The sequence below is a fragment of the Clostridium kluyveri DSM 555 genome (assembly GCF_000016505.1).
In the GTDB taxonomy this organism is placed as follows: Bacteria; Bacillota; Clostridia; order Clostridiales; family Clostridiaceae; genus Clostridium_B; species Clostridium_B kluyveri.
The window spans coordinates 418,928-445,026 of the sequence record NC_009706.1 but is presented as its reverse complement, the minus strand read 5'-3'; the positions used below and the strand labels follow the sequence as shown (position 1 = coordinate 445,026).

General features: G+C 31.2%; 20 protein-coding genes. 2 read left to right on the top strand and 18 right to left on the bottom strand.

The features are described from left to right. Nucleotides 1-82: 82 nt before the first annotated feature. From groL to CKL_RS02240, 12 genes are all read right to left on the bottom strand, one after another. Complete coding sequence (gene groL, locus CKL_RS02295; RefSeq protein ID WP_011989033.1) at nt 83-1,717, bottom strand: chaperonin GroEL; 1,635 nt, start codon at nt 1,715-1,717, stop codon at nt 83-85. A 67-nt stretch (nt 1,718-1,784) separates the two neighbouring features. Then, nucleotides 1,785-2,069, bottom strand: coding sequence for a co-chaperone GroES (groES, locus tag CKL_RS02290; RefSeq protein ID WP_011989032.1), 285 nt, complete (start codon nt 2,067-2,069; stop codon nt 1,785-1,787). A 354-nt stretch (nt 2,070-2,423) separates the two neighbouring features. After that, nucleotides 2,424-3,143 carry a TVP38/TMEM64 family protein gene (locus CKL_RS02285; protein ID WP_011989031.1) on the bottom strand — a complete coding sequence of 240 codons (720 nt, stop codon included), beginning with the start codon at nt 3,141-3,143 and terminating at the stop codon, nt 2,424-2,426. Nucleotides 3,144-3,273: 130 nt separating this feature from the next. Beyond that, the gene (locus CKL_RS02280) at nt 3,274-4,182 is read right to left on the bottom strand and encodes a DNA-3-methyladenine glycosylase family protein (RefSeq protein WP_011989030.1); all 909 of its coding nucleotides are present in this window, start codon (nt 4,180-4,182) and stop codon (nt 3,274-3,276) included. Between the two features lie 196 nt (nt 4,183-4,378). Beyond that, nucleotides 4,379-5,770, bottom strand: a complete 1,392-nt coding sequence (gene gltA / locus CKL_RS02275) for an NADPH-dependent glutamate synthase (RefSeq protein ID WP_011989029.1) — start codon at nt 5,768-5,770, stop codon at nt 4,379-4,381. Beyond that, nucleotides 5,770-6,663 carry a sulfide/dihydroorotate dehydrogenase-like FAD/NAD-binding protein gene (locus tag CKL_RS02270; protein ID WP_011989028.1) on the bottom strand — a complete coding sequence of 298 codons (894 nt, stop codon included), beginning with the start codon at nt 6,661-6,663 and terminating at the stop codon, nt 5,770-5,772. The genes gltA and CKL_RS02270 overlap by 1 nt, the downstream gene beginning before the upstream one ends. A 247-nt stretch (nt 6,664-6,910) precedes the next feature. Continuing rightward, the gene (locus CKL_RS02265) at nt 6,911-7,720 is read right to left on the bottom strand and encodes a 3-hydroxybutyryl-CoA dehydrogenase (protein ID WP_423200914.1); all 810 of its coding nucleotides are present in this window, start codon (nt 7,718-7,720) and stop codon (nt 6,911-6,913) included. Between the two features lie 223 nt (nt 7,721-7,943). Further along, nucleotides 7,944-8,948 carry an electron transfer flavoprotein subunit alpha/FixB family protein gene (locus tag CKL_RS02260; protein ID WP_011989026.1) on the bottom strand — a complete coding sequence of 335 codons (1,005 nt, stop codon included), beginning with the start codon at nt 8,946-8,948 and terminating at the stop codon, nt 7,944-7,946. Nucleotides 8,949-8,967: 19 nt separating this feature from the next. Further along, the gene (locus CKL_RS02255; protein ID WP_011989025.1) at nt 8,968-9,747 is read right to left on the bottom strand and encodes an electron transfer flavoprotein subunit beta/FixA family protein; all 780 of its coding nucleotides are present in this window, start codon (nt 9,745-9,747) and stop codon (nt 8,968-8,970) included. Between the two features lie 16 nt (nt 9,748-9,763). Beyond that, nucleotides 9,764-10,903 (bottom strand): acyl-CoA dehydrogenase, encoded by a 1,140-nt coding sequence (locus CKL_RS02250; RefSeq protein WP_011989024.1) that lies wholly within the window; start codon nt 10,901-10,903, stop codon nt 9,764-9,766. A 175-nt stretch (nt 10,904-11,078) separates the two neighbouring features. Beyond that, nucleotides 11,079-11,858, bottom strand: a complete 780-nt coding sequence (locus tag CKL_RS02245; protein ID WP_011989023.1) for a short-chain-enoyl-CoA hydratase — start codon at nt 11,856-11,858, stop codon at nt 11,079-11,081. Nucleotides 11,859-12,072: 214 nt separating this feature from the next. Continuing rightward, nucleotides 12,073-12,705 (bottom strand): redox-sensing transcriptional repressor Rex, encoded by a 633-nt coding sequence (locus CKL_RS02240; RefSeq protein ID WP_011989022.1) that lies wholly within the window; start codon nt 12,703-12,705, stop codon nt 12,073-12,075. A gap of 313 nt (nt 12,706-13,018) precedes the next feature. On the opposite strand from CKL_RS02240, the gene CKL_RS02235 reads away from it, so the two are divergent. Further along, entirely contained in the window at nt 13,019-14,929 is a 1,911-nt protein-coding gene (locus CKL_RS02235) for an ABC-F family ATP-binding cassette domain-containing protein (RefSeq protein ID WP_011989021.1), read from the top strand. Between the two features lie 53 nt (nt 14,930-14,982). On the opposite strand, the gene CKL_RS02230 is transcribed toward CKL_RS02235, so the two are convergent. The 6 genes from CKL_RS02230 to tsaD all read right to left on the bottom strand — a co-directional run bounded on the left by CKL_RS02230 (nt 14,983) and on the right by tsaD (nt 25,282). Beyond that, nucleotides 14,983-15,516, bottom strand: coding sequence for a response regulator (locus CKL_RS02230; protein WP_011989020.1), 534 nt, complete (start codon nt 15,514-15,516; stop codon nt 14,983-14,985). Between the two features lie 166 nt (nt 15,517-15,682). Continuing rightward, nucleotides 15,683-15,958 (bottom strand): thiamine-binding protein, encoded by a 276-nt coding sequence (locus tag CKL_RS02225; protein WP_011989019.1) that lies wholly within the window; start codon nt 15,956-15,958, stop codon nt 15,683-15,685. A gap of 263 nt (nt 15,959-16,221) precedes the next feature. Further along, complete coding sequence (locus tag CKL_RS02220; RefSeq protein ID WP_011989018.1) at nt 16,222-19,143, bottom strand: insulinase family protein; 2,922 nt, start codon at nt 19,141-19,143, stop codon at nt 16,222-16,224. Between the two features lie 82 nt (nt 19,144-19,225). Beyond that, nucleotides 19,226-20,086, bottom strand: coding sequence for a patatin-like phospholipase family protein (locus CKL_RS02215; protein ID WP_011989017.1), 861 nt, complete (start codon nt 20,084-20,086; stop codon nt 19,226-19,228). 242 nt (nt 20,087-20,328) lie between these two features. Then, nucleotides 20,329-23,778 carry a pyruvate carboxylase gene (locus tag CKL_RS02210; protein ID WP_012620136.1) on the bottom strand — a complete coding sequence of 1,150 codons (3,450 nt, stop codon included), beginning with the start codon at nt 23,776-23,778 and terminating at the stop codon, nt 20,329-20,331. Nucleotides 23,779-24,256: 478 nt separating this feature from the next. After that, on the bottom strand, nt 24,257-25,282 hold the full coding sequence (tsaD, locus tag CKL_RS02205) for a tRNA (adenosine(37)-N6)-threonylcarbamoyltransferase complex transferase subunit TsaD (protein WP_011989015.1): 1,026 nt from the start codon (nt 25,280-25,282) through the stop codon (nt 24,257-24,259). Nucleotides 25,283-25,452: 170 nt separating this feature from the next. Between tsaD and CKL_RS02200 the strand changes: the two genes are divergently transcribed. Then, nucleotides 25,453-26,085, top strand: coding sequence for a RusA family crossover junction endodeoxyribonuclease (locus tag CKL_RS02200; protein ID WP_011989014.1), 633 nt, complete (start codon nt 25,453-25,455; stop codon nt 26,083-26,085). The last annotated feature ends 14 nt before the right edge of the window (nt 26,086-26,099 follow it).

Here is a 26,099-nt window from a genome sequence, read left to right as displayed (position 1 = left end):
TTTATAATATTCTTAAAACAAAAAACTAACCCGATATCTAAATAGATATCGGGTCAATATTTGTTTTAAGTTATACATATTTTTAATACATTCCGTCCATTCCGCCCATTCCTGGTGCTCCTGGCAATCCTGCAGCATTATTCTTGTCTGGTATATCTACCACTGCTGCCTCTGTAGTTAAGAATGTAGCTGCTACAGATGCTGCATTTTGAAGTGCAGATCTTGTTACTTTAGTAGGATCAACAATTCCATTGTCTATCATATTTACATACTTATCAGTTAACACATCATATCCTACGCCTGGTTCACTGTTTTTAACTTTTTCAATTATTACGGAACCTTCCACTCCTGCGTTAGCTGCTATCTGTCTAACTGGTTCTTCTAATGCCTTTGTTATTATATCTATACCAACTTTTACGTCAGCCACATCTGAAGTAAGTTTTGAAACCTCTGGGATTGCATTTACATATGCAGTTCCTCCTCCTGGTCCCATACCCTCTTCAACACCAGCCTTTGTAGCTGCAAGGGCATCTTCTATTCTCATTTTCTTTTCTTTCAATTCAGTTTCTGTTGCTGCTCCAACTTTTATTACAGCTACTCCACCTGAAAGTTTTGCAAGTCTTTCCTGTAACTTTTCCTTATCGAATTCGGAAGTAGTTTCTTCTATCTGTGCTTTAATCTGGGATACTCTATCTTGTATAGATTTTTTATCCCCTCTTCCATTTACTATGGTAGTGTTTTCTTTATCAATTTTTACTGATTCTGCTCTTCCAAGATCCTCTAATGAAACTTCCTTTAAGTCTCTTCCTAGTTCTTCCGATATTACCTTACCATCAGTAAGTATTGCTATGTCCTGGAGCATTTCCTTTCTTCTATCACCAAAACCTGGTGCCTTTACTGCCACGCAAGTAAATGTTCCCCTTAATTTATTAACAACTAAAGTTGTAAGTGCTTCTCCTTCAACATCTTCAGCTATTATAAGTAATTTTTTACCCTGTTGTACCATCTTCTCCAGCAATGGAAGTATATCCTGAATAGTGGATATTTTTTTATCTGTGATTAAAATATAAGGATCATCTAATACAGCTTCCATCTTTTCCGTATCAGTTACCATATATGCACTTAAATAACCTCTGTCAAATTCCATACCTTCAACTACATCTAATTCTGTCCCCATGGTCTTTGACTCTTCAACAGTTATAACTCCTTCATTGCCCACTTTTTCCATAGCATCAGCTATTAATTTACCTATTTCTTCATCAGAAGCTGATATAGCCGCAATCCTTGCTATATCTTCTTTACCATTTACAGTCCTTGAAACCTTCTTTATTTCTTCCACAGCCTTATCTACTGCTATTTTTATACCCTGTCTTATAAGCATAGGATTTGCTCCAGCTGTAACATTTTTTAATCCTTCTCTTATTATAGCCTGGGCAAGTAATGTAGCTGTAGTTGTTCCATCTCCTGCTACATCATTAGTTTTTGTAGCAACTTCCTTTACAAGCTGCGCTCCCATATTTTCATAAGGTTCCTCAAGTTCTATTTCCTTTGCTATTGTAACTCCATCATTTGTTATAAGTGGAGAACCAAATTTCTTATCGAGTACTACATTTCTTCCCTTAGGTCCAAGAGTAACTTTTACTGTATTAGCTAATTTGTCCACGCCTTCTTGCATTTTTTTTCTAGCATCTTCACTGAATAAAATACTTTTTGCCATAAAAAACCCTCCTTACAACTTCCGTTATATAAATAGTTATTTGTTTTTAATATCATACTTTAATTTACTACTCAATTATAGCAAGTATGTCATCCTGTCTTAGAATAGTGTATTCCACTCCATCTATTTTTACTTCATTTCCAGCATATTTAGAGAACAATACCCTATCCCCTACTTTAACTTCCATTTTAATTTCTTTTCCATCTATCACTCCACCAGGTCCTACTGCCACAATTTCTGCTTCTTGCGGTTTCTCCTTAGCACTTCCCGGCAAAACGATACCACTTTTTGTAGTTTCCTCTGCCTCAATTTTTTTAATTACAACTCTGTCTCCAAGTGGTCTAATTTTCATCTAAACCCCTCCTTAAAAATACTTTGAATTTATTTTAAATTATTTTTAGCTTTATTGTTAGCACTCATTAATTATGAGTGCTAATACAATTATTATAATAATGAATAGCATTTATATTTTCAAATTTAAATTTTGCACTTATTCAACTATTTATGGCAAAAAATATAGGTTATACTTTGATTATATCCTTATTTCACCTTATTACTAATAATTTCACATGCGTTATATATTATTAGTATTTTCCAATTGTAATTACATATATACAAAATTGATATAATTTAACTTGGGAAATAACCATATATAAAAATTGAAATAATGATAATATTCTACTGGAAGAGAACATAGATTAGAATACTAAAGTTGTTCATTACTTTGAGATGCTTTATTTTTTAAAAATTTCATTAATATTTTTTCTCCCTTAAAAATTCCTACAATAAATAAGAATACAGCTATCACAACTATACTCACAATTATTATTTTATTACCAGAATATATTTCTGCTCCAAAATAAGCAGATAATACTATTGCCGGTAATCTTCCTAATAGTGAGCAAATTATAAAATTTTTAAATCTAATTTTAGATATACCACATATATAGGCCAAAATATCTTTGGGTATTCCAGGAATTAAATATAGTATAAATACTATGGTATTTATACTGCCTAAATCTAATATTTTCTGAAAAAACGTTAAATTTTTATTGGATATTATTCTATTTACAAAGGGTCTTCCACAGCGCCTAGATATACCATAGGCAATTATATTGCCTATGATTATGCCTATAATAGATACTAAACTCCCCCAAAATGCTCCATATATATATCCTCCTGCAATTTGAATAATCTCTCCTGGTATAAAAAAAGCTACCACCTGCAAAATTTGAATACTTATAAATGCCAATACACTATATTTGCCATAAGACATTACTAAACTTTTTAGTTTAGCAGGTTCTGTAAACAAGTATATATATTCATGATAATATGTATAGGCTAAAATAATAAATATGGAAAATACAATGAGCAGTGTAAAATAAAATTTATAATATTTTGAATTTTTTTCAACATGTTTTAACATATAATTTATCCCCTGATCCATCTTATATTTTAATATGACTATGTTCAATTCATTATCCTGAATTAAAAACTTACTTTAGTATATTTTAACCCAATATAAAATACTTATTTGTAAAAGTTATTTTTACTAGCTAAATTTTTATATTATTTTCTCTAGCATAATAAAATAGATACTGCTGGGCAAATCCTGATAATTTTCCAAATTTATCTACTCCAAAATCTCTTATTTTTTTTAAAGATACATCCGGTGCCAGATAAAAATGATTCATAGCTCTTTTAACCCACACATCTACAGGAAATGCAGAATATTTTTGCATGGAAAACAACATAATACAGTCTGCTACCTTAGGGCCTATGCCCATAAACTTCTGTAATTCTTTATGGCAGGCTTCATCTTCCTGCATCCTAATCCAATCAATATCATACTCCTCATGATAACTTTCTCCAGATTTTGTTCCATTATTATAAATTTTCGATATGGTATCTACAATATATTTTGCTCTGAAACCTGTTCCACAGGCTTCCATTTCCTCTAATGTAGCTTCTTTCAGTCTATCTAATTTAGGAAAGGCATAATAAACCCTATCTTTAAACTCTAAAGTTTCACCCCATCTTTTACTTATATTCTCTATAGCTTTCTTTATCATGGGAATTCTGTTGTTAGCAGATATTATAAAAGAAACAATTAATTCGAAAGGTTCCTGTTTTAAAAGTCTAATACCCCCTCCAAACCCTACAGCTTTTTTTAAAATAGGATCTTTACCTAATATGTGCTTTATTTCCCCATAATCCCGGTATAGATCAAAATACTCACACCATATTTCTTTAAAGTCTTTTTCACAGGTATTATATATGAATACATCATCTTCTTTTTTTTCTACTTCTATAACTTTTCCAAAAGCTGTTCCTATGTAATTCCCATTTTTCTCTCTATTCCATCTAAAGCATTGCCCACAATCAAATATATGGGGTAACTCAAAATTTCTTACATCTTTTAATATAACTCCATTTTGTAAATTTTCTATATAATTAAAATCCATATAATTACTCCTTACAAATTTTTAATATCATTATACACTAACTATCTTATGATTTCATTAAATGATTCTTAAATTGAAATGAATTTTATATAATAATCCAGAACAAGATAAAGGCAATCAATATTATTTCATTACACTGCCAATATAAAAAGCTGTATTAGGTCATTAACCTAATACAGCTTTTCTAGAAAATAGATTATTTCTTGCTTAAGTACTCATCTATAGCTTTTGCAGCTTTTTTACCTGCTCCCATAGCAAGTATAACAGTAGCAGCTCCAGTTACTGAGTCTCCTCCTGCATATACTCCTTCTCTTGTAGTTAGTCCAGTTTCTTCTTCTGCTATTAAACACTTACGTTTATTCATTTCAAGTCCTTTTGTTGTAGATGCTATTAATGGATTTGGTGATGTTCCAAGGGACATTATTACTGTATCTACCTCTAATTCAAATTCTGAACCCTTTATTGGAACTGGTCTTCTTCTTCCAGATGCATCTGGTTCTCCAAGTTCCATCTTTATACAACGCATACCTTTAACCCAACCCTTTTCATCACCTAATATTTCTATAGGGTTAGTTAAAAGATGGAATTGTACTCCTTCTTCTTTAGCATGGTGAACTTCTTCTGCCCTTGCTGGAACTTCTTCTGCTGATCTTCTATATACTATATATGATTCTGCTCCCAATCTCAATGCCGTTCTAGCTGCATCCATAGCAACGTTTCCTCCGCCTATTACTGCAACTTTCTTACCAACTTTTATTGGTGTAGCATAATCATCTTTAAATGCCTTCATGAGATTACTTCTAGTCAAGAACTCGTTAGCTGAAAATACACCATTTAAATTTTCTCCTGGTATATTCATAAACATTGGAAGTCCTGCACCGGAGCCTATGAATACAGCATCAAATTTTTCATTTTTTACAAGTTCGTCTATAGTAATAGTTCTTCCTATTATTACATTTGTTTCTATCTTAACACCTAATTTTTTTACGTTTTCTACTTCATGCTTTACTACAGTATCTTTTGGAAGTCTAAATTCTGGAATTCCATAAACCAAAACTCCGCCTGCTTCATGAAGTGCTTCAAATATAGTAACATCGTATCCAAGTTTTGCCAAATCCCCTGCACAGGTAAGTCCTGAAGGGCCACTTCCTATAACCGCTACTTTTTTACCCTTTGGTGCTTCTTTATCTGAAAGGTCTATATCATTTTCTCTTGACCAGTCAGCTACAAATCTCTCAAGTTTTCCTATTGCAATAGCTTCTCCTTTTATTCCAAGTACACATTTTGATTCACATTGACTTTCCTGTGGACATACTCTTCCACAGACTGCAGGAAGCGCACTGGATTTTGCTATAACTTTAGCTGCTGCTTCAAAATCTTTATTTTTAATTTGTTCAATAAACTGTGGTATGCTTATTGAAACAGGACATTTTGAAACACATCCTGGTTTTTTACAATTTAAACATCTTGATGCTTCTTGTACTGCTTCTTCTTCAGTATATCCAAGACATACTTCATCAAAATTAGTTGCCCTAACTTTTGGATCCTGTTCTGTTATTGGTACTCTTTTCATTCTATCTACAGCCATTATTTGTCACCTCCGCAATTACATCCCTTAGCATGATGGGTGTCTCCTTCTTCTGCTTGGAGAATTTTCTTTCCTTCTTCGGTCTTATACATAGCTTGTCTTCTCATAGCTTCATCAAAATCAACCAAATGTCCGTCAAATTCCGGTCCGTCTACACATCCAAACTTAACTTCTCCACCTACTGTAACCCTACAAGCTCCGCACATACCAGTTCCATCTACCATTATTGGATTTAAGCTTACTATAGTTTTTAAATCATATTCTTTTGTGAGTTTGCATAAAAACTTCATCATAATCATTGGCCCTATAGCAACTACACAATCATATTTTTTACCTTTTTTATCATCTAGAAGTTCCTTAAGTTTGTCTGAAACAAATCCTTTATATCCATAGCTTCCGTCATCAGTAGCTATATATAGGTTATCTGTTACAGCCTTCATTTCTTCTTCCAAAAGTAAATGGTCCTTAGATTTACAACCTACTATAGCATCAGCTTTTACTCCGTGCTCACTTAACCATTTCACCTGCGGATAAACTGGAGCTGTTCCTACTCCTCCTGCTACAAATATAATATTCTTTTTCTTAAGTTCTTCTAAATCCTCGTCCAGAAATTCTGAATGCATTCCCAAAGGCCCTACGAAATCTCTAATAGAATCTCCTTTTTCATATTTCGCCAATTTTTGTGTTGATGCACCCATTGTTTGAAATACTATCTTTACTGTTCCTTTTTCTGCATCATAGTCACAAATGGTAAGAGGTACTCTTTCACCCTTATCATCTATTATAACTATAATGAATTGCCCTGGAAGACAGGACTTAGCTACTCTTGGCGCCTCTATATCCATTGAATATATCTTAGGTGCAAGAGCTTGTTTGTCTACAATTTTATACATTCCATTCACCCCATCTGAAAAAACTAATAACTATTATAAAACGTTTAACTTTAAGACTTAAATCTAATTTCAAACATAAGCCCTTTATTATATTATATCATACTACCAAAATAATTTCACTACTATAAAAAACTATATAATTAAAAAAAGATTTTAGACTAATCATTAATTAGCCCAAAATTCTTTTTAATTATTATAATTTAAATATTACTTAAAATACATTTAAATCTATCTAAATCACATAATTTTAATAAGCGAAGAATCCTTTTCCTGATTTTCTTCCAAGCCATCCTGCTCTTACATATTTTCTAAGTAATGTATGAGCTCTATATTTTGAATCTCCAGTTTCACTATAAAGTACATCCATAACTGCAAGAACTACATCAAGTCCAATAAGATCTCCTAATGCTAAAGGACCCATTGGGTGATTAGCGCCTAATTTCATAGCTGTATCGATATCTTCTGCTGAAGCTATTCCTTCTGCCAAAATTCCTACTGCTTCATTGATCATTGGTACTAATATCTTGTTTACAACAAATCCTGGAGCTTCTGCAACTTCTACAGGAGTTTTTCCTATTTTAATGGAAGCTTCTTTTATAATATCAAAAGTTTCTTGTGAAGTATTCATACCTCTTATGATTTCAACTAATTTCATAACATTTGCTGGATTAAAGAAATGCATTCCTATGAATTTATCTGGTCTCTTTGTAGCTGTTGCTACTTCAGTTATAGATAATGAAGAAGTATTAGTAGCAAAAATTGTTTCAGGCTTGCATATTTCTTCTAATTTTCCAAAATAGTCTTTCTTTATATTCATATCCTCTGATGCTGCTTCTATTATAAGATCACAATCAGCCAATTTTTCAAGTTCAGTTGTTGTACTTACTCTTCCAACTATTTTATCAGCATCTTCCTGGGAAATTTTCCCCTTTGATACTTTTTTATCATAAGCTTTCTTTACTGCTGCTAGACCTTTTCCAATACTACCTTCAGTTCTTCCACGGATAATTACATCTATACCTGCTTCTGCAAAAGCCTGCACAATTCCACGAGACATAGTTCCACTACCTAAAACCGCTACACTTTTAATACTCATATATGTCACTCCTCCTTAAAAATTTAATATGATTGAATTTTAGTAATAAATTAAAATTAGTATGCTTAAAATAAAAGCATTTATTCATATAGTTTCCTCCACTGCAATACTATATTGATACTGCAGGGGAGGTTTCTAACACATAGAAATACTATTTATAGATTATAAATATTTATAAAATCAATTAAAGATTTAAAGCTTTAACTTGTTCTACAAATTCTGGAACAACCTTATATAAATCTCCTACAATTGCAAGATCCGCTACTTGCATCATTGGAGCGTTTTCATCTTTATTGATAGCTACGATAAATCCACTATCCTGCATACCAGCTAAATGTTGTATTTGACCTGATATTCCGCATGCAATATAAAGACCTGGTCTTACTGTTTTACCAGTTTGTCCAACCTGATAGCTCTTATCTATCCAGCCAGCATCTATAGTTGCACGGGATCCACCTATAGTTCCACCTAATAAATCTGCTAATTCTTTAAGAACTTTGAATCCATCTGGACCACCAAGTCCTCTTCCACCTGATACAATTACATCTGCTTCTGAAATATCTATTGTATCGCCAGCAGATTTAACTACTTCAAGCACTTCAATTCTGATGTCATCTTTTGCAACATTTGCAGCTATTTTTTCTATTTTTCCAGTTCTTGAAGCATCTCTTGGAAGCGCATTAAAAACTCCTGGTCTTACTGTTGACATTTGAGGTCTTGTTTTTTCGCAAGCTATAGTTGCCATTAAGTTTCCACCAAATGCAGGTCTTGTCATCATCAAATTTTTTGTTGCCTCATCTATATCAAGTCCTGTACAGTCTGCTGTAAGACCTGTAAAAACTCTACCTGCAACTCTTGGTCCTAAGTCTCTTCCGATAAATGTAGCTCCTATAAGTAATATTTCTGGTTTTCTTTCTTTTATAAGTTCATCTATTACTTTAGTGTATCCATCTGTAGTATAATGTTTTAAAAGAGGACTATCTGCGTATAAAACATTGTCTGCTCCATATGCAACTAATTCTTTTGCCAAATCATCTACTTCACTACCAAGTAATACAGCAGTTAATTCTACTCCTAAAGTGTCTGCCAATTCTCTTCCTTTTCCAACTAATTGAAGTGCTACTTTTTGTAGTTCTCCATCCCTTTGTTCAGCAAATACCCATACGCCTTTGTATTCTGCTAAGTTCATTCTAAACCCCTCCTATATATTAAATGACATGTTTTTCTCTTAATTTTGAAATTGAATATGCTACTGCTTCTTTTATTGGTTTATTAACGATTTCTCCTGCTCCTTTTGCTTCTTTTGTATGTGATCTCTTAACTTTTGTGCAGGAACCATTAAGACCAAGTTTATTTTTATCTACATCTAAGTCGTCAGCACTCCATATTTTAACTTCTTTCTTGAAAACTTCAAATATGTTCTTCATGTTCATATATCTTGGTTGATTTAACTCTTTTATAGCAGTTAACATGCATGGAGTTTTAATTTTTGCTACTTCATATCCATCTTCCCAAGCTCTTTGAACTGTTAAAGTATCTCCATCTACATCAACTTTTTCTACATATGTTATCTGAGGTATTCCTAATTTTTCTGCTATTTGAGGTCCAACCTGTGCAGTATCTCCATCTATAGCTTGTCTTCCTGCAAATATTAAATCATATTCTAAATTTTTAAGTGCTCCTGCTAATGCATAGGAAGTAGCTTGAGTATCTGCTCCTGCAAAAGCTCTGTCTGAAACTAATATTGCTTCATCAGCTCCCATAGCTAGAGCTTCTCTAAGTGCATCCACTGCCTGTGGAGGCCCCATGCTTACTACTGTAACTGTACCCCCTACTTTTTCTTTTAAAGCAATTGATTCTTCAAGTGCATTTTTATCATCTGGGTTTATTATTGATGGAACGCCTTCTCTTATTAATGTTCCTGTTTTTGGATCTATTTTAACTTCAGTTGTATCTGGTACTTGCTTTAAGCAAACTACTATTTTCATTATGAACTCCTCCTATTTATTTAAATAAATTTGCTGAAATAACCATCTTTTGTACTTGTGAAGTTCCTTCATATATTTCAGTTATCTTAGCATCTCTCATCATTCTTTCTACTGGATAATCCTTAGTGAATCCATATCCACCAAAGATTTGAACAACTTTAGTAGTTGTTTCCATAGCTACAGTAGCCGCAGCTAATTTAGCTCTTGCAGCTTCCACTGAATATGGAAGACCCATTTGTTTATTTACTGCTGCTTTATAAACAAGTTGTTTAACAGCTTCTATTTTAGTATCTAATTCTGCAACCATCCATGCTAATCCCTGGAATTTGTAAAGAGCTTTTCCAAATTGTTTTCTTTCTTTCATATAATTAAGTGCTTCAGCTAATGCGCCTTCTGCTAAACCTAACGCTTGTGCTGCTATACCAATTCTTCCTCCATCAAGAGTATGCATTGCTACAGTAAATCCTTTTCCTTCTTTTCCTAACATATTTTCTTTTGGAACTATGCAATTCTCAAATATAAGTTCTGTAGTTGAGGAAGCTCTAATTCCCAACTTATCTTCAGATTTTCCTATGGAGAAACCAGGGAAATCTTTTTCAACTATAAATGCTGTTATTCCTCTTGTACCCTTGCTTCTGTCTGTCATTGCAAATATTACAAAAGTATCTGCATATGCACCATTTGTAATAAATATTTTTTGTCCATTTAATACATAATGATCCCCTTCTAAAACAGCTGTTGTCTGCTGTCCAGCAGCATCAGTACCTGCATTAGGTTCAGTTAAACCAAATGCTCCAAGTTTTTCTCCCTTTGCAAGAGGAACTAAGTATTTTTGTTTCTGTTCTTCTGTACCCCAATCATAAATAGGTGCTGCACAAAGTGAAGTATGTGCTGACAATATAGTTGATGATGAAGTACAACTCTTTGCAAGTCCTTCTACTGCTATTATATAGGATAAATAATCTGTACCTGAGCCGCCGTATTCAACTGGAAAAGGCATACCCATCATTCCGTATTTAGCAAATTTTTCTACTGTCTCAAGAGGAAACCTTTCTGTTTCATCTATTTCAGCAGCTATAGGTTTAACTTCATTTTCAGTAAATTCACTTACCATTTGTTCTACAAATTTTTGCTCGTTTGTTAATGTAAAATCCATTTATTTTACCTCCTAAATAGTTTTCATACTAAATATAGCACATATCTTTTATTTATTATTTCTTGTAAACCTTTATTTGTAAACCTTTAATCAAAATAAAGATCACAATTTAAACGTGAGTTATTAATTTATAATCTTAAATTAAGTTATTTATCTGATTTATAATAATATTAAATTACTTATTTTTAAAAGCCTTGTCTCTTTTTTCTACAAATGCTGTCATTCCTTCTACTCTATCTTCTGTAGCAAAACATTCCCCAAATACTTCTGCTTCATAAGCTACACCTGTATCTATATCACACTGAAGTCCTTGATTTATAGCAGCCTTACACATTCTAACAGCTATAGGTGCATTAACAATAATAGCATCTACTAAAGCTTTAGCTTCTTCCAATAATTTATCTGGCTCAACTACTTTATTTACCAAACCTATTCTTAATGCCTCTTCAGCATTAATTACTTTTCCGGTATATATAAGTTCCTTAGCCATACCAACGCCTATTGCTCTTGCAAGTCTTTGAGTACCTCCAAACCCTGGAGTAATTCCAAGACCAACCTCTGGTTGACCAAACTTAGCCTTTGATGAAGCTATTCTTATATCGCAAGACAATGACAATTCACAGCCACCACCCAGTGCAAATCCATTTATAGCTGCTATAACTGGTTTTTCTAAATTTTCTAATTTTCTAAATATTTTATTGCCAAGAACTGAAAACTTTCTTCCCTCAACTGCAGTAAGATCTTTCATCTCAGCTATATCTGCTCCTGCTACAAAAGCTTTACCTGACCCAGTAATTATCACAGCATATACGTTATCATCTTCAGCAATGTCGTTTATTGCGGCATCTATCTCTTTTAAAGTTGCTGCATTTAATGCATTTAATGCCTTAGGTCTATTCAACGTTATTGAAGCCACATTTCCATCCTTTTCAAGAATGATATTTTTAAATTCCATATTACTCCTCCCTCCTAAACCTTTTAAAAGTAACATTAACAAAGTATTGTTAATAATATCACAAATACACTTAAAAATAATTGAAGTTTTCACTTCATTTATTATTATATACCTTAACCTTATATATTTCAATATAAATTAATATAAAATATTAAATAAATTTTATTTAATATTTCATTTTAGCATTTACGATAAAAATATATAACTTTAAGGATCATTCTATATCATTCAGGAGACAACTCAAGGTCAATAAACTGTCACTTAAATGAACATTTTCTACTTTTACATCCTCTGGTACAATAAGATCCACCGGAGCAAAATTCCATATACCTTTTACTCCATTTTTAACCAAAATATTACAAACCTTTTGACCATTATTACTAGGAACACATATTATACCTATATCTATAACATTTTCTCTTAGGTAATCACCCAAATAATCTATATCCCTTATTTCAATATCTCTAATACTGATACCTATGAGCTTTGGATTTATATCAAATATAGCTCTTAATTCAAAACCTAATTTTTCAAAACCGATGTAATTAGATATAGCTTGCCCTATATTCCCTGCGCCTATTATAACTGTTCTATATACTTTCGTAAGTCCAAGTATATTGCACATTTGGCTGTATAATTCACTTACATTATACCCATATCCTTGTTGACCAAAATCTCCAAAGCAATTTAAATCCTGTCTTATTTGTGAAGCTGTAAATCCTATTTTTTCGCTTAACTCCTTTGAAGATATCCTATCTACATCATTTCTCATTAAGTTGCCTAAATATCTATGATATTTAGGCAGTCTCTTTATAACAGACATTGATATATCTTTTTTCTTATCCATACCGCACCTCATATCCATAACTATATGTTTTAATTATATACTAAAATTTATATATCAAAATAAATTATACTATAAGTTCATAATTCAATTTTATTCCTATATAGTATTATCTCAATTATAACATATGTTAATCTCCTATTTTTTATTATTTTATATTTTTTATTAAGGTTTTTCAATCTTTATAATATTTATATTACATCTATTATATCAATGATTTCTATTATATCAATAAATACTCTCTATATTTTAAATAAAATCTATAAAAAAATCATTTTACATAGTAAAATATTAAATTGAGGAAGGTGTTATTGCTATGATTATTTTAAGCTGTAAAAATATTCATAAGAGTTATGGAATAGATGTCATATTAGAAAATATAACTTTCAATATAAACGAAGAAGATCGTGTAGCACTAATAGGTCCAAATGGAGCTGGAAAGTCTACCCTGTTTGAAATTTTAACTAATAATATAGCTCCAGATAGTGGAGATATGTTTATAGATAAGACTAAAACAATAGGCTATTTGACCCAGCATTTATCACTTGATTCTTCAAATACCATATACGATGAAATGCTCACCGTATTTCAAGCCATAACTGACTTAGAGAATAAATTAAATAAATTAGAAACTTTAATGAATGAGCCCTACGATTCCAAAGATGAAGACTATAGAAACAAATTGATTAACGATTATACTACCTATTCAGAACTTTATAAAAATAGAGGAGGATACACCTATAAAGCAGAAATAAATAAAATTTTAACAGGACTAGGTTTTTCCATGAATGAATTTCATGATCCTATAAGCATAATAAGTGGAGGTAAGAAGACAAGAGTTGCCCTTTGTAAATTGCTTTTAACAAAACCGGATATACTTTTACTAGATGAGCCTACTAATCACTTGGATTTAGAAGCTATAGAATGGCTTGAAGACTATTTAAAATCTTATAAAGGAACCATAATTATAATATCCCATGACAGATATTTTTTAGATACTATAACACAGTCAACTATGGAGCTTATAAATGGTCATATAAATTTTTACAATGGAAATTATACTAACTCTTTGAAGCTTAAAAAAAAGAACTACGAGACTCAATTAAAAGCGTATAACATACAACAGATGGAAATAAAAAAGCAGGAAGAAATTATAGAAAAATACAGATCCTTTAATAGAGAAAAAAGCATAAGAGCAGCAGAAAGCCGTCAAAAAATGTTGGATAAAATGGATAGGCTGCCTCCTCCAGATAAAGATATAAAAATTAAAAATATAATATTTAAAACTGAGATAAATAGCGGTAATGATGTACTCTATGTGGAAAACTTAAGTAAAGGATTTAATGAGAAATTATTATTCCAGAACGTAAATTTCCAAGTAAAAAAAGGGGATAAAACAGCAATTGTAGGTAAAAATGGCTGTGGTAAAACCACTCTCTTTAAAATAATCATGGGACAAATAGAATCCAATACAGGGATTTGTAAATTAGGTAAAAATATCATAATAGGGTATTATGATCAGGAACAATCTGATTTAGATCCTGAAAAAACTATAATAGACGAAGTATGGGATAAGTTCCCAAAACTTACTACTACCGAAATTAGAAATGCACTAGCCAGTTTTCTATTTACAGGGGAGGATGTATTTAAAAAAATTTCTTCCATAAGTGGTGGAGAAAAATGCAGAATAAATCTATTAAAACTAATGCTGTCTAAATCTAATTTTTTGCTTCTGGATGAGCCTACAAATCATTTAGATATAGCTTCTCGGGAAGCTTTAGAGGAAGCTTTACTGGATTATGATGGTACTATACTTGTAATATCTCATGACAGATATTTTTTGAATAAATCAATAAACAGAATATATGAATTAAGCCAAAGTGAAATAAAAGAATATGTAGGTAATTATACCTACTATACAGAAAAGAAAAAAAATCCTTTGAGATTTCAAGAGGAGATAAGTATTTCAAAGACTAAAACTCAAACACGGCATGATAAAAAGAGAAAAAAAGATTATGAAAAAAATCAACGAAAAAAAAATCTTCTCATAAAAACTACTGAAGACCAAATATCAAAGTTAGAAGATTATATATTAGAGCTACAACAGAAACTATGTCTAGAGGAAGTTTATTCAGATCCCAATAAAAGTAGTGAAATACACTCAGAAATTTTAATTACACAAAATAAACTAGATGATTTATATAATACATGGGAAGAAATGTTTTAAGATACAGATATGGAGGGCGTTAGAATATGCACTAATTTCCTCCATGATTTCTATTATATTTTTTCACCGCAGTATGGACAAAATACAAAAGAATTACTTCCATTTTTTAATTTTCCTCCACAATAAGGACAAAACAAAATTACTTTTTTTAATATAGCTACTACATTATTATGTTCAATTTTATTATTTTCTTTATGGTCAATTCTATTATCTTCGGAATCAGCATCCTTTACCTGATACTTTAATATAGCTTTATTTATCAGCATAGAAAGTTCTTTTTCCTCTATAGGTGTATTTATAACCTCATCTACGCCTTTTCCTTTAAAATCTTTTAAATTTATTCTATCACAGGAAGAAAGGATACAGACAATATTATGATTTTTGATTTTTATTTTCTCTATAAGTTTATCTCCAGTAATCTCCTTCATCACAAAATTTACTATAACAACTTCTGGATTAAATTTATTAACTTTTGAAAAGACACCATACTCATTAGAAATTTCCACTTCATAGCCCATATTTATTAGTTTATCTTTCATAATAATACTTTCAAGTTTACAATCGTTTACTAATAATATTTTCCTCATGGTTTCACCCACCACCATATCCTTTATATACTCTATATATTAAATCATAAGCTGCTATTTTTCAACTAAATTTTAGCATTAATCATACCATAAAAATTATATTATACTCATTTATACAATGGATAATACAGTTCATATACTTCGAATTGAAAAATATTCTGACCTATTATCTATATTTTTTAATTTTTTCTCCCATAGTAACTCCCTGTGGTTTATAATCTATTTTCACTACAGATACCACTCTGGATGCACCCCATTTTATACATATTTCCTGTGCAGCTTCTACTATTTTTAAAAGCTCACTTAACTCACCTTCCATAGGCCCCACTTCATACTTCACTCCACAAGAATCTATATATTCTATAACCTTATCCACCACTTTGTATAAATTTATCTCTTCAACTACAGGCAAAACCTGTATACTAACATTTGCTAATGCCATAATGTCCCTCCTAGTTATTTAAAAATACTTTATAATAATATCAAGTGATTCAAAGGTTCAGGTGGAGTTTGCTATAGAGAAATGCTTATCTCCATCTGAACCTTTAAAAAACTTATAAAGGCGCACAGCAGTGCTTATTCCTTTAAAGAAGGTAGAAGTATTAGCTAATTCCCGCCTTCGGATAAAAGTCTAATCCACAGTATAAATAAAATTATTACACTGTGGAATTTAACCACTAAATTAATTGTATATTTTATAATAATTTATTCAAATAGATTTACTAAATTTTCAAATATGTCTTTATTCTCTCTTATGGTATCTTCATTTCCCATGACACATATATTATCTTTACTCATAATATGATAAATCAGATCTGCAAAAGCAACTATATCTTCTTCTTTAGTATTTAATATTTCTTCCCTTTCCCTTTGTAAATCCTCATAGGTTATATGCTTTATATTATATTCCGCAGCACGTTCTCCTTTCATAGACGGTGATAATGGAAAATCCAGATCTGATATAGTTCCTATTATATATTTAGTCATTTGTCTACTATCTGCCTTGAAATTTTTAAAATATTCTGCTGCATTATTATAAACTTCAATAGTACGTTTTAAATTAGGATCTCTATAGGAGGTAAAAAAAGCATTGCCATTTTTTTGGAAAGAAGCAAAACTCCCATAAGCCCCTCCCTGAACTCTTATTTGATTCCATAAATATTCATAATTGGCTATAGCTTTTAAGACCAAGAGTTTTCCGGTATAAGGATAGCCAAGTTCCATATAATTATAAGCTTTAGCTACATATTGAACTTTTGAAGAAGTCATAAGACCTTCATTTTTAGCTCCTAAATCAAATTTATATTTTACCTTAGTTACTTCTTCATCTTTTAATTCAGAAAGTAACTCATTTATCTTATTTTTAAAAATACCATAATCTTTTTCCTCACAAGTTAAGTTTATAATTAGATTTCTCTTATTAAATATTTCATTAGAAACTTCTTTTAATTTTCTTATTATATCCTCTACCTTATCTTGAAAATTCTTTTCCAACTGGCATATAAAATTATAAAACTCCAGTCCACCTAATATATCTTCATATCTACTCATAGGTGAAAAATAGGAACAAACATGGTTTGCAACCACTATATGTCCTCTTTGAAACATAGTCATTTCCATCCTGGATTTAGTCTCTTGAATTATTTCTTTTAATCTCTTTTTTTCATCAAATTTAGTATAATTTATTATATCTTTCAATAGTAAAATTAATTTTTCCAGATTATTAACCAAAACTTTGGACTTAACTATAAATTTAGGATAAAATTCTTTATTGCTCTTATTTTCTCCAAATATCTGTGGTGAATAACTTATACCTCCTGTATATATATTTATTTCTTTCGTCAAATCCTCATAATCATAATTTTTTGTGCTGACCTTTCCAAGTACTGTACTTAAAAGGGATAAATATGGTATTAGATCTTCTTTTACTCCTTGAGTATCAAAATATAGATTTACATAATATATGCCATTGGTGAATGTAGGATAAAACAATATTTTTATATCATTTTCTTCTCTCTCTCTGAGTTCCAATTTTTTAGGCTCTGGCTCTATATCTGATATGGACAAAAGAGGTATTTTCATCAAGTCCTCTTTACTATCCTTTATATTTTGTCTTTCTTTCAATTTTAAGGTATCTTTAATTATACTATCTATATCATTATCTGAAATACTTTCCTTAAAATCCTTCAACTTCTTCTTTAATTCTGCTTCTCTATTCTCTGCCAGTCCCTTTTCAGGTTTAACTATCAGCATAGAACTGTGATTATTTTTCAAAATATATTTATCTATAAGATTTTCAAAATAATTATCATCTACCTGTGATTTTATCTTATTCAATACTGATTCATAGGAAAGATGCGTCCAAGGTTCTCCACCATACAACCAACTATCCATGCACTTCATTCCATATATTAATCCTTTAGGGTACCCTTTGTAATCCGCCTCCCTGAGCTGAAATTCCTTTATATTTATGGAAGACTCTATAAGTTTTCTATCCATACCTTTATTCACAATATTCTTTAAAGTTTTTTCCACCAATTCTTTAAAATCATTCTTTTTATCTTCATTAGAATTTTTAACTACTATACTAAACATAGGCTGAAGCATACTGGCCTCAAATATTCCAAATACATCTTTTCCTATATTGGCATCAATTAAAGCTTTTTTTAGAGGAGAAGAAGGAGTTTCTAAAAGTAAATGTTCAAGTATATCAAAAGCCAGATATAATTCATTATCTATAACTTTTCCCACTGAATAATTCATGCTCAGGAAAGTTTTACCCTCTTCTTTTTCACCACTTGAAATGGGATATTTTATTGTAAATTCCCTTTGGGAATCAAAAGAAAGCTGTTCTAATATGTTAGAATCTATTTGTCTTTTATTAAAATTACTCAAATACTCTCTATCTATAGACTCTAATTTTTCCAGTATATCCATATCTCCATATAAATATATATAACTATTAGACGGGTGATAATATTTACTGTGGAAAGCCAAAAACTGTTGTTGAGTTAATTCTGGTATTACATCTGGATCTCCTCCTGATTCCACTCCATATTGGGTATCCGGATATAATGATTCTGATATTTTTCTAAACAATATAGATTCTGGAGATGAAAAAGCTCCTTTCATCTCATTATAAACTACCCCTTTATAAGTTATTTCCTTATCTATACTATCCAGTTCATAATGCCATCCTTCCTGCATCATAATTTCTGGATACCTATATATATTAGGATAAAAAACTGCATCTAGGTATACGTCCATAAGATTTGAGAAATCCTTATCATTTACACTGGCTACAGGATACATAGTCTTATCTGGAAAGGTCATTGCATTTAAAAATGTATTTAAGGAGCCTTTTACCAATTCCACAAAAGGTTCCTTTACCGGAAATTTTCTAGAGCCACAAAGTACAGAATGTTCAAGTATGTGTGCAACTCCAGTGCTGTCATCTGGTGGAGTTCTAAAGCTTATTGAAAACACTTTATTTTCATCCTCATTTTTTAAAAAAAACAACCTTGCACCACTTTTCTCATGTTCAAAAAGCATTCCCATGGAGTTTATTTCTTCCAAGTTTTTTTTCTCTAATAGTTTAAAACCATTATATATTTTTCCTAAATCCATATTATCAATTCTCTCCTATTAATCTTATATATTTTACTAATATCATTAACTAAAATTAAAACTTATATTTATATTATATAACTTAATTTGATTGTTTAATCCATTCTTTTAATCTATCATAACACTGTGATGCTTCCTTATATCCCTGATTATATAATTCTATAAGTTTATTTTTATCTTTTTCTATTCTTTTAACCTTTAAATTCTCCCTGGGTCTCATAACAAAAACCCTGCCTTCTCTTTCCAGCTTTTCTATATAGGCTAGGGTACTATTATACTTTTTATATCTATACACCATGGCATCTGTCAGTCCCTTATACTGTGAATATATTTTTCGTGCCAAGAATTTCATCTTAAAAGGTTTCTTAACATATCCCCTATTTCTAGTTAAAATAATTACATTTTTATTATTTCCATCTTTCATAGATTTTTTTATAGGTATAGGATCTGCCACTCCTCCATCCAATAAGTTTAATCCCCTGAATTTCACAACAGGTGCCATAAAAGGTAAGCTGCTTGAAGCTTTTACTACATCATATACATCTTTATCTTTACATTCACTTTTTTCAAAATATACAGCCTCACCTCTATCACAATCTGTAACAGCAACTACAAATTTCTCCTTTGCCTTAGTAAAAGTTTCTATATCGAATATTTCCAATTTATTAGGTAACTCGTCAAATATGAATTCTGCTCCAAACAGGCCCTTTTTTAGTATTAGATTTTTATAACTTAAATACCTTGGATCATTTACATAATTCACATTTATATTTTTATTCCTACCCTTCTGCCTGGATATATACGACAATCCATTGCAAGCTCCCATAGATACTCCTATAACATATGGAAAATACAAATTTTTTTCCATGAAAAAATCCAATACTCCTGCAGTATATAACCCTCGCATACCTCCTCCTTCTAAAACTAAACCTATATTCTCCATGTGTTCTACACCTCGCTTGTGAATAATCTCATATTTTATTGTTAATATATTTTAACATAACTGGTTAAGTTAGTGAAGTTACCTATTTTAAATAATAAATTATAAAAAAGAACACTATTTAAAATTTCTTATCTTAAAAAATTTTAAATAGTGCCTACTTATATAATAATTAAATATTACAGTTATTTTAGAATAAACATTGTTTTTTGGTTAAATCATGAAACTTTTATTTTGAAACCAGCTTACTTCAACTTAACTAAAAGTTCACCAGTTTTAACCCTTTGACCCTCTTTTACAAAAACTCCCTCAACAACACCTGGAACACTAGCAGTAACGTTAGTTTCCATTTTCATGGCCTCTATTACAATTAAAGTCTGTCCTTCTTCAATTTCATCTCCTGCTTTTACAAGCACCTTAATAACACTTCCTGGTATACTTGCCCCAATTTCTTTTTCATTGTCTTCATCAGCCATAACTGCTTCGGCTTGTTGAACTGCTGAACCTCCTTCAAAAGCATGCTTATCTTTAATCTGTATGTCCCTCTTATTTCCATTAACTTCAAATACTAAGAACCTACATCCCTCAGCATTAACTTTAGTAATATCAAGGAGCTGTATAAACAAGCTCTTTCCTTCTCCTATTTCAACTTCACACATTTCTCCTTCAGTAAGTCCATAGAAAAACACATCACTGTCCATACGGCTGAGATCACCGTATTCATTTATGAACTTCAAGTAATTTTCAAACACATCAGAATAGAGCGCATAACTTAAAATCTCTTTTTTATTAAACTTCCTCTTGAACTTTTTAGTCAAATGTTCTTCTATTTTTTCAAAATCCTCTGGTGGTAGAAATTCTCCTGGTCTTCCATCTAAAGGCTTTTCTCCTTTTAATACCAATTTTTGTAATTCTTCTGGAAATCCACCCATAGGTTGACCCATCATCCCCTGGAAGTATGAAACTGTAGAATCAGGAAAATTCAAATTCTTTCCTTTCTCATATATAGTGTTTTCATCTAAATTATTCTGCACCATAAATATAGCTAAATCTCCTACCATTTTAGAGGAAGGGGTAACCTTAACTATATCTCCTACCAAAGCATTTACCTTTTTATACATTTCCTTTATATCTTCGAATCTATCTCCAAGGCCAAAACTCTCAACCTGAGGTTTCAAGTTAGAATACTGTCCTCCTGGAATTTCATATTTGTATATTTCTGCAGTACTTGACTTAAGTCCTGATTCAAACTGGCTATATACAGGTCTAACATCTTCCCAGTAATTAGCTATTTTTTGAAGGTTATCTGCATCAAGTCCAGTATCTCTTTCTGTATTTTTAAGCGCTGCAACTACAGAATTTAACGCTGGCTGACTGGTAAGAGCTGACATACTGTTAAATGCAAGATCCGCTATATCCACACCTGCTTGAGTAGCCATAAGTACAGTTGCAACTCCATTACCTGTGGTATCATGAGTATGAAGATGTATTGGTATTGATATTTCATCCTTAAGTGCCTTTATAAGCTCATATGCTGCATAAGGTTTCAATAATCCAGACATATCTTTTATACCTAAAATATGAGTTCCTGTCTTTTCTATTTCTTTAGCTAAATTTACATAATATTTAAGAGTATACTTGCCTCTGCTGCTGTCGAGTATATCTCCTGTATAACACATGCAGGCTTCTGCTATCTTGCCTTCTTTTAATACCTGATCTATTGCAACTTCCATTCCCTTAAGCCAATTTAGTGAGTCAAATATTCTAAATACATCAATACCTACTTTTGCAGATTCTGTTATATAGTCTCTTATAACATTGTCTGGATAATTTTTATATCCTACTGCATTAGCTCCTCTTAAAAGCATTTGGAATAATACATTAGGTATTTTTTCTCTAAGTTTTTCAACCCTTTCCCATGGACATTCCTTCAAGAATCTATATGCTACATCAAAAGTTGCTCCTCCCCACATTTCCATAGAAAATATATCTCCGGCTAGAACAGATTGAGCTGCTGCTATTTTTTCCATATCCCTAGTTCTAACCCTAGTTGCCATAAGTGATTGATGGGCATCCCTCATGGTAGTATCTGTAACCAAAAGTTTCTTTTGGGATTTTATCCAATTAACTAACCCCTGTGGTCCTTGTTCGTCCAATATCTGCTTTGTACCTTTTGGTCTAAGGCTTTCATCTACTTTAGGAACCACAGGTACATTGAAGGACGGCTTTTTACCACGAGTTTCATTTACTACTTTTTCTCCTATATACTTCATTATACTAAGTTCTGGATCAAGTTTTGGAGTTATATTAAAAAGCTCTGGAGTATCTGCAATAAAATTAGTATCACATTCTCCTTTTATAAATTTTTCATGTTTTAAAACATTAATCAAAAAATCGCTGTTAGTTTTTACTCCCGATATAATAGTCTCCTTTATGGAACGTATTGACTTTCTTATAGCATCCTCAAAAGTTCTTGCCCATGATATATTTTTTACTAGTAGACTATCATAATAAGGACTTATGACGGCTCCTGTAAATCCATTACCCCCGTCAAGTCTTATACCAAAGCCGGAGCCAGTCCTATACATATCGATTCTTCCAGTGTCTGGTGCAAAATTATTTAATGGATCTTCTGTGGTAATTCTACACTGAATAGCATAACCATTCATCTTTATATCATCTTGAGATTTTATTCCTACCTCTTTGGAACCAAGTTCATACCCTTCCGCAACAAGTATTTGATCTTGAACTAAATCTATTCCTGTAACCATTTCAGTTACTGTGTGTTCTACCTGAATTCTGGTATTCATTTCTATAAAATAATGATTTCCATGCTTATCTACTAAAAATTCCAAAGTACCCGCACTTCTGTATCCTACACTTCTTGCAATTTTTAACGCATCTTCACATATTTCATTTCTTTTTTCATCCGATAATGCTATAGAAGGTGTAAATTCTATTACTTTCTGATGCCTTCTTTGTATGGAACAATCTCTTTCATATAAATGAACTACATTTCCATGTTTGTCTCCGAGAATTTGAACTTCTATGTGTTTTGGACTTTCAATATACTTTTCAATAAATATATCTTCTGATCCAAAGGCCTTCATGGATTCACTTTTAGCACTATTATAGGATTCTAAAAGATCTTTTTCTTCTCTCACTATTCTCATTCCTCTACCGCCGCCGCCGGCAGCTGCTTTAACCATAACAGGATATCCGCAATATCTTGCAAATTCAAGGGCTTGTTCTTCTGTTTTTATAGGTTCCTGTATCCCTGGTATTGTAGGAACATCTGCTTTTTTGGCAACAATTTTGGATTTTATCTTGTCCCCAAGCATTTCCATCATAGATGAAGTAGGTCCTATAAATTCGATACCTGCTTGTTCACATTTTCTTGCCAGTTCAGGATTTTCTGCTAAAAACCCATAGCCTGGATGTATTGCATCAACTTTTTTCTTTAAAGCTATATTTATTATTTCATCAATATCTAAATATGCCTCAATAGGTCCTTTATCACTACTTAATAGATAAGATTCATCTGCTTTAGTTCTAAAGAGGGCTCTTTTATCTTCCTTTGAATATATAGCAACTGTAGTTATTCCCAATTCTTCACATGCCCTAAATATTCTTATAGCGATTTCTCCTCTATTGGCTACCAGAACTCTTTTAAATTTATTTGCCAAATCAACCATCCCCTTTTATAAAAAATATATTTTGCATATTTATTAACAACTAGTATTAAATCTAGACAATATAGTACTATTATATATAAGTATTAAAATTATTTCAATTGAATTTTATTTTTTTTATGCTTGCATATATTAATTATAACTAATTGCCCCAAAATATCTCTATGTCATACATATGATAGTACGTCCAAACAGACTTATACGTTTATTTTTCATAAACTAAAGCTATAGATTAAAGTAATATTTGCAACTTCTTTTTATATAAAAAATCAATCTCAACACAAATTATTATATATCTTAAAATTGCTTTTGTAAATAGTGTATTATATATAATAATTATGCTACTCTATATTATATGTAAATATAGTAACAATAATAACATATATGACATTTAATTTAGTGTCATATATGTTACATTTTCTTGAATTATTTCGATCAAATCCTTCATAGGTTCAAGTGGAGTTTGACACAAAAATATATATTATCTTTCCCCCAACTTCAAATTTGGAATTGCATTTAAATTTAAAGAACTTGTATTTCCCCTCATGTATTCAAAATAAGCAGCACTGCCTATCATAGCTGCATTATCTGTACAAAGTATAGGTTCAGGGAATAAAACATCTACTTTATTTTTACTTCCCTGACTTTTGAATGTTTCCCTAAGACAAGTATTGGAAGCTACCCCTCCTGCTACTGCTATTTTGTTTACATTTTTTAATTTACACGCCCTTAATGAATTATCCACTAAAAAACTGACTACAGCTTTTTGAAAAGAAGCCGCTACATCCGCTTTGTTTATATCTTCTTTTTTCATACTTTTTTGATTTAAATAGTTTAATACTGAAGATTTTAAACCACTAAAAGAAAAATCCAGAGTTTTATTATCATGAAAATTTGCCCTTGGAAATTTGATGGCATCTGGGTTTCCTTCTCTTGCTATTTTATCAACTTTAGGTCCTCCTGGATATCCAAGGCCAATAGCTCTTGCTATTTTATCATATGCTTCTCCAGCAGCATCATCCCTAGTCTGCCCCAACACTTCAAACTTTCCATAATCTTTCATATACACTAGATAGGTATGGCCTCCAGATACCACCAGACATACAAAAGGTGGCTTTAAGTCTTTATATTGTATAAAATTAGCACTTATATGTCCTTCTATATGATTTACTCCTATTAAGGGTTTGTTTAAGGCATAGGATAATGCTTTTGCATATTGAAGTCCTACAAGAAGTGCCCCTACAAGACCGGGACCATAAGTTACTCCTATGGCATCTATATCTTTAAATGTTATTTGGGCTTCTTCTAAAGCCTGCTCTACTACCACACTTATAACCTCTATATGTTTTCTGGATGCTACTTCCGGTACCACTCCTCCAAATTTTTTATGAATATCTATCTGGGAAGATATTATATTAGACAATACAATTCTCCCATTAACTACTACAGCTGCAGAAGTTTCATCGCAGCTGCTTTCAATGGCAAGTATTCTTAAATCTTTATCCATGATTCTATACCTTTCTTAATGTTATTTAACTGTACTTATTTTAGTATTAGTTTATTAAAAATACAAGTTAATACATTAAAATACCCTATGGAGGCTAGAATTATGATATATTTAAACAATACAAGTTTTTATTAATACAATATGTAATCTATGATACTGGAGATAGAAAAATGAATAAACCCTATGCAAAAATAATTATCAATGGTTCCCCTATATCAAAATCAAATTTTAAGTTATTCAATGTACAGGGAAGAGCCATATTACCTTATAACTCGGGTAAATATCATGACAGATATGCCCTGTATGAAGAACAGATAGCTTATGAATGTCGAAATCAAAATCCCGGACTTGTTATATCCGAATCTTTAATAGCACTACTTAAAGTATACTATAAAAGTAAAAAAAGACATCCCGATACAAACAATATAACCAAGAGTATATTCGATGGAATTGAAAAAAGCGGATTAATAGTAAATGATGCCCAAATAAGAAAAATAATCATAGAAGAATTTTACGATAAGGACAATCCTCGCTTTGAATTAGAACTATTTGGAGAAAGTTTGTATAATGTAGAGTATAAAATTTCAGAAAATCCTGTAATAAGAGAGCCTATAAATTATTCTCCTCCACCTAATAGAGGAAATAAGCTTAAAAAGTCAGAAAAAACATTAAACTACAGCAGGGAATATATAAATTGTCACTGTGAAATCTGTGGAAAAAAGGTAACCAAGGATGATATGATATCTGGGAATAAAGGGAAAACTATACTGTGCAGGAAATGCTTTAATAAACTATTTAAATAATGAAATAAAATATA

Excerpts from the sequence above, each read along its gene's own strand:
- groL (WP_011989033.1), bottom strand. The coding sequence starts at position 1,717 with ATGGCAAAAAGTATTTTATTCAGTGAAGATGCTAGAAAAAAAATGCAA.
- groES (WP_011989032.1), bottom strand. The coding sequence starts at position 2,069 with ATGAAAATTAGACCACTTGGAGACAGAGTTGTAATTAAAAAAATTGAG.
- CKL_RS02285 (WP_011989031.1), bottom strand. The coding sequence starts at position 3,143 with ATGTTAAAACATGTTGAAAAAAATTCAAAATATTATAAATTTTATTTT.
- CKL_RS02280 (WP_011989030.1), bottom strand. The coding sequence starts at position 4,182 with ATGGATTTTAATTATATAGAAAATTTACAAAATGGAGTTATATTAAAA.
- gltA (WP_011989029.1), bottom strand. The coding sequence starts at position 5,770 with ATGGCTGTAGATAGAATGAAAAGAGTACCAATAACAGAACAGGATCCA.
- CKL_RS02270 (WP_011989028.1), bottom strand. The coding sequence starts at position 6,663 with ATGTATAAAATTGTAGACAAACAAGCTCTTGCACCTAAGATATATTCA.
- CKL_RS02265 (WP_423200914.1), bottom strand. The coding sequence starts at position 7,720 with ATGTCTCGTGGAATTGTGCAGGCTTTTGCAGAAGCAGGTATAGATGTA.
- CKL_RS02260 (WP_011989026.1), bottom strand. The coding sequence starts at position 8,948 with ATGAACTTAGCAGAATACAAAGGCGTATGGGTATTTGCTGAACAAAGG.
- CKL_RS02255 (WP_011989025.1), bottom strand. The coding sequence starts at position 9,747 with ATGAAAATAGTAGTTTGCTTAAAGCAAGTACCAGATACAACTGAAGTT.
- CKL_RS02250 (WP_011989024.1), bottom strand. The coding sequence starts at position 10,903 with ATGGATTTTACATTAACAAACGAGCAAAAATTTGTAGAACAAATGGTA.
- CKL_RS02245 (WP_011989023.1), bottom strand. The coding sequence starts at position 11,858 with ATGGAATTTAAAAATATCATTCTTGAAAAGGATGGAAATGTGGCTTCA.
- CKL_RS02240 (WP_011989022.1), bottom strand. The coding sequence starts at position 12,705 with ATGGATAAGAAAAAAGATATATCAATGTCTGTTATAAAGAGACTGCCT.
- CKL_RS02235 (WP_011989021.1), top strand. The coding sequence starts at position 13,019 with ATGATTATTTTAAGCTGTAAAAATATTCATAAGAGTTATGGAATAGAT.
- CKL_RS02230 (WP_011989020.1), bottom strand. The coding sequence starts at position 15,516 with ATGAGGAAAATATTATTAGTAAACGATTGTAAACTTGAAAGTATTATT.
- CKL_RS02225 (WP_011989019.1), bottom strand. The coding sequence starts at position 15,958 with ATGGCATTAGCAAATGTTAGTATACAGGTTTTGCCTGTAGTTGAAGAG.
- CKL_RS02220 (WP_011989018.1), bottom strand. The coding sequence starts at position 19,143 with ATGGATTTAGGAAAAATATATAATGGTTTTAAACTATTAGAGAAAAAA.
- CKL_RS02215 (WP_011989017.1), bottom strand. The coding sequence starts at position 20,086 with ATGGAGAATATAGGTTTAGTTTTAGAAGGAGGAGGTATGCGAGGGTTA.
- CKL_RS02210 (WP_012620136.1), bottom strand. The coding sequence starts at position 23,778 with ATGGTTGATTTGGCAAATAAATTTAAAAGAGTTCTGGTAGCCAATAGA.
- tsaD (WP_011989015.1), bottom strand. The coding sequence starts at position 25,282 with ATGGATAAAGATTTAAGAATACTTGCCATTGAAAGCAGCTGCGATGAA.
- CKL_RS02200 (WP_011989014.1), top strand. The coding sequence starts at position 25,453 with ATGAATAAACCCTATGCAAAAATAATTATCAATGGTTCCCCTATATCA.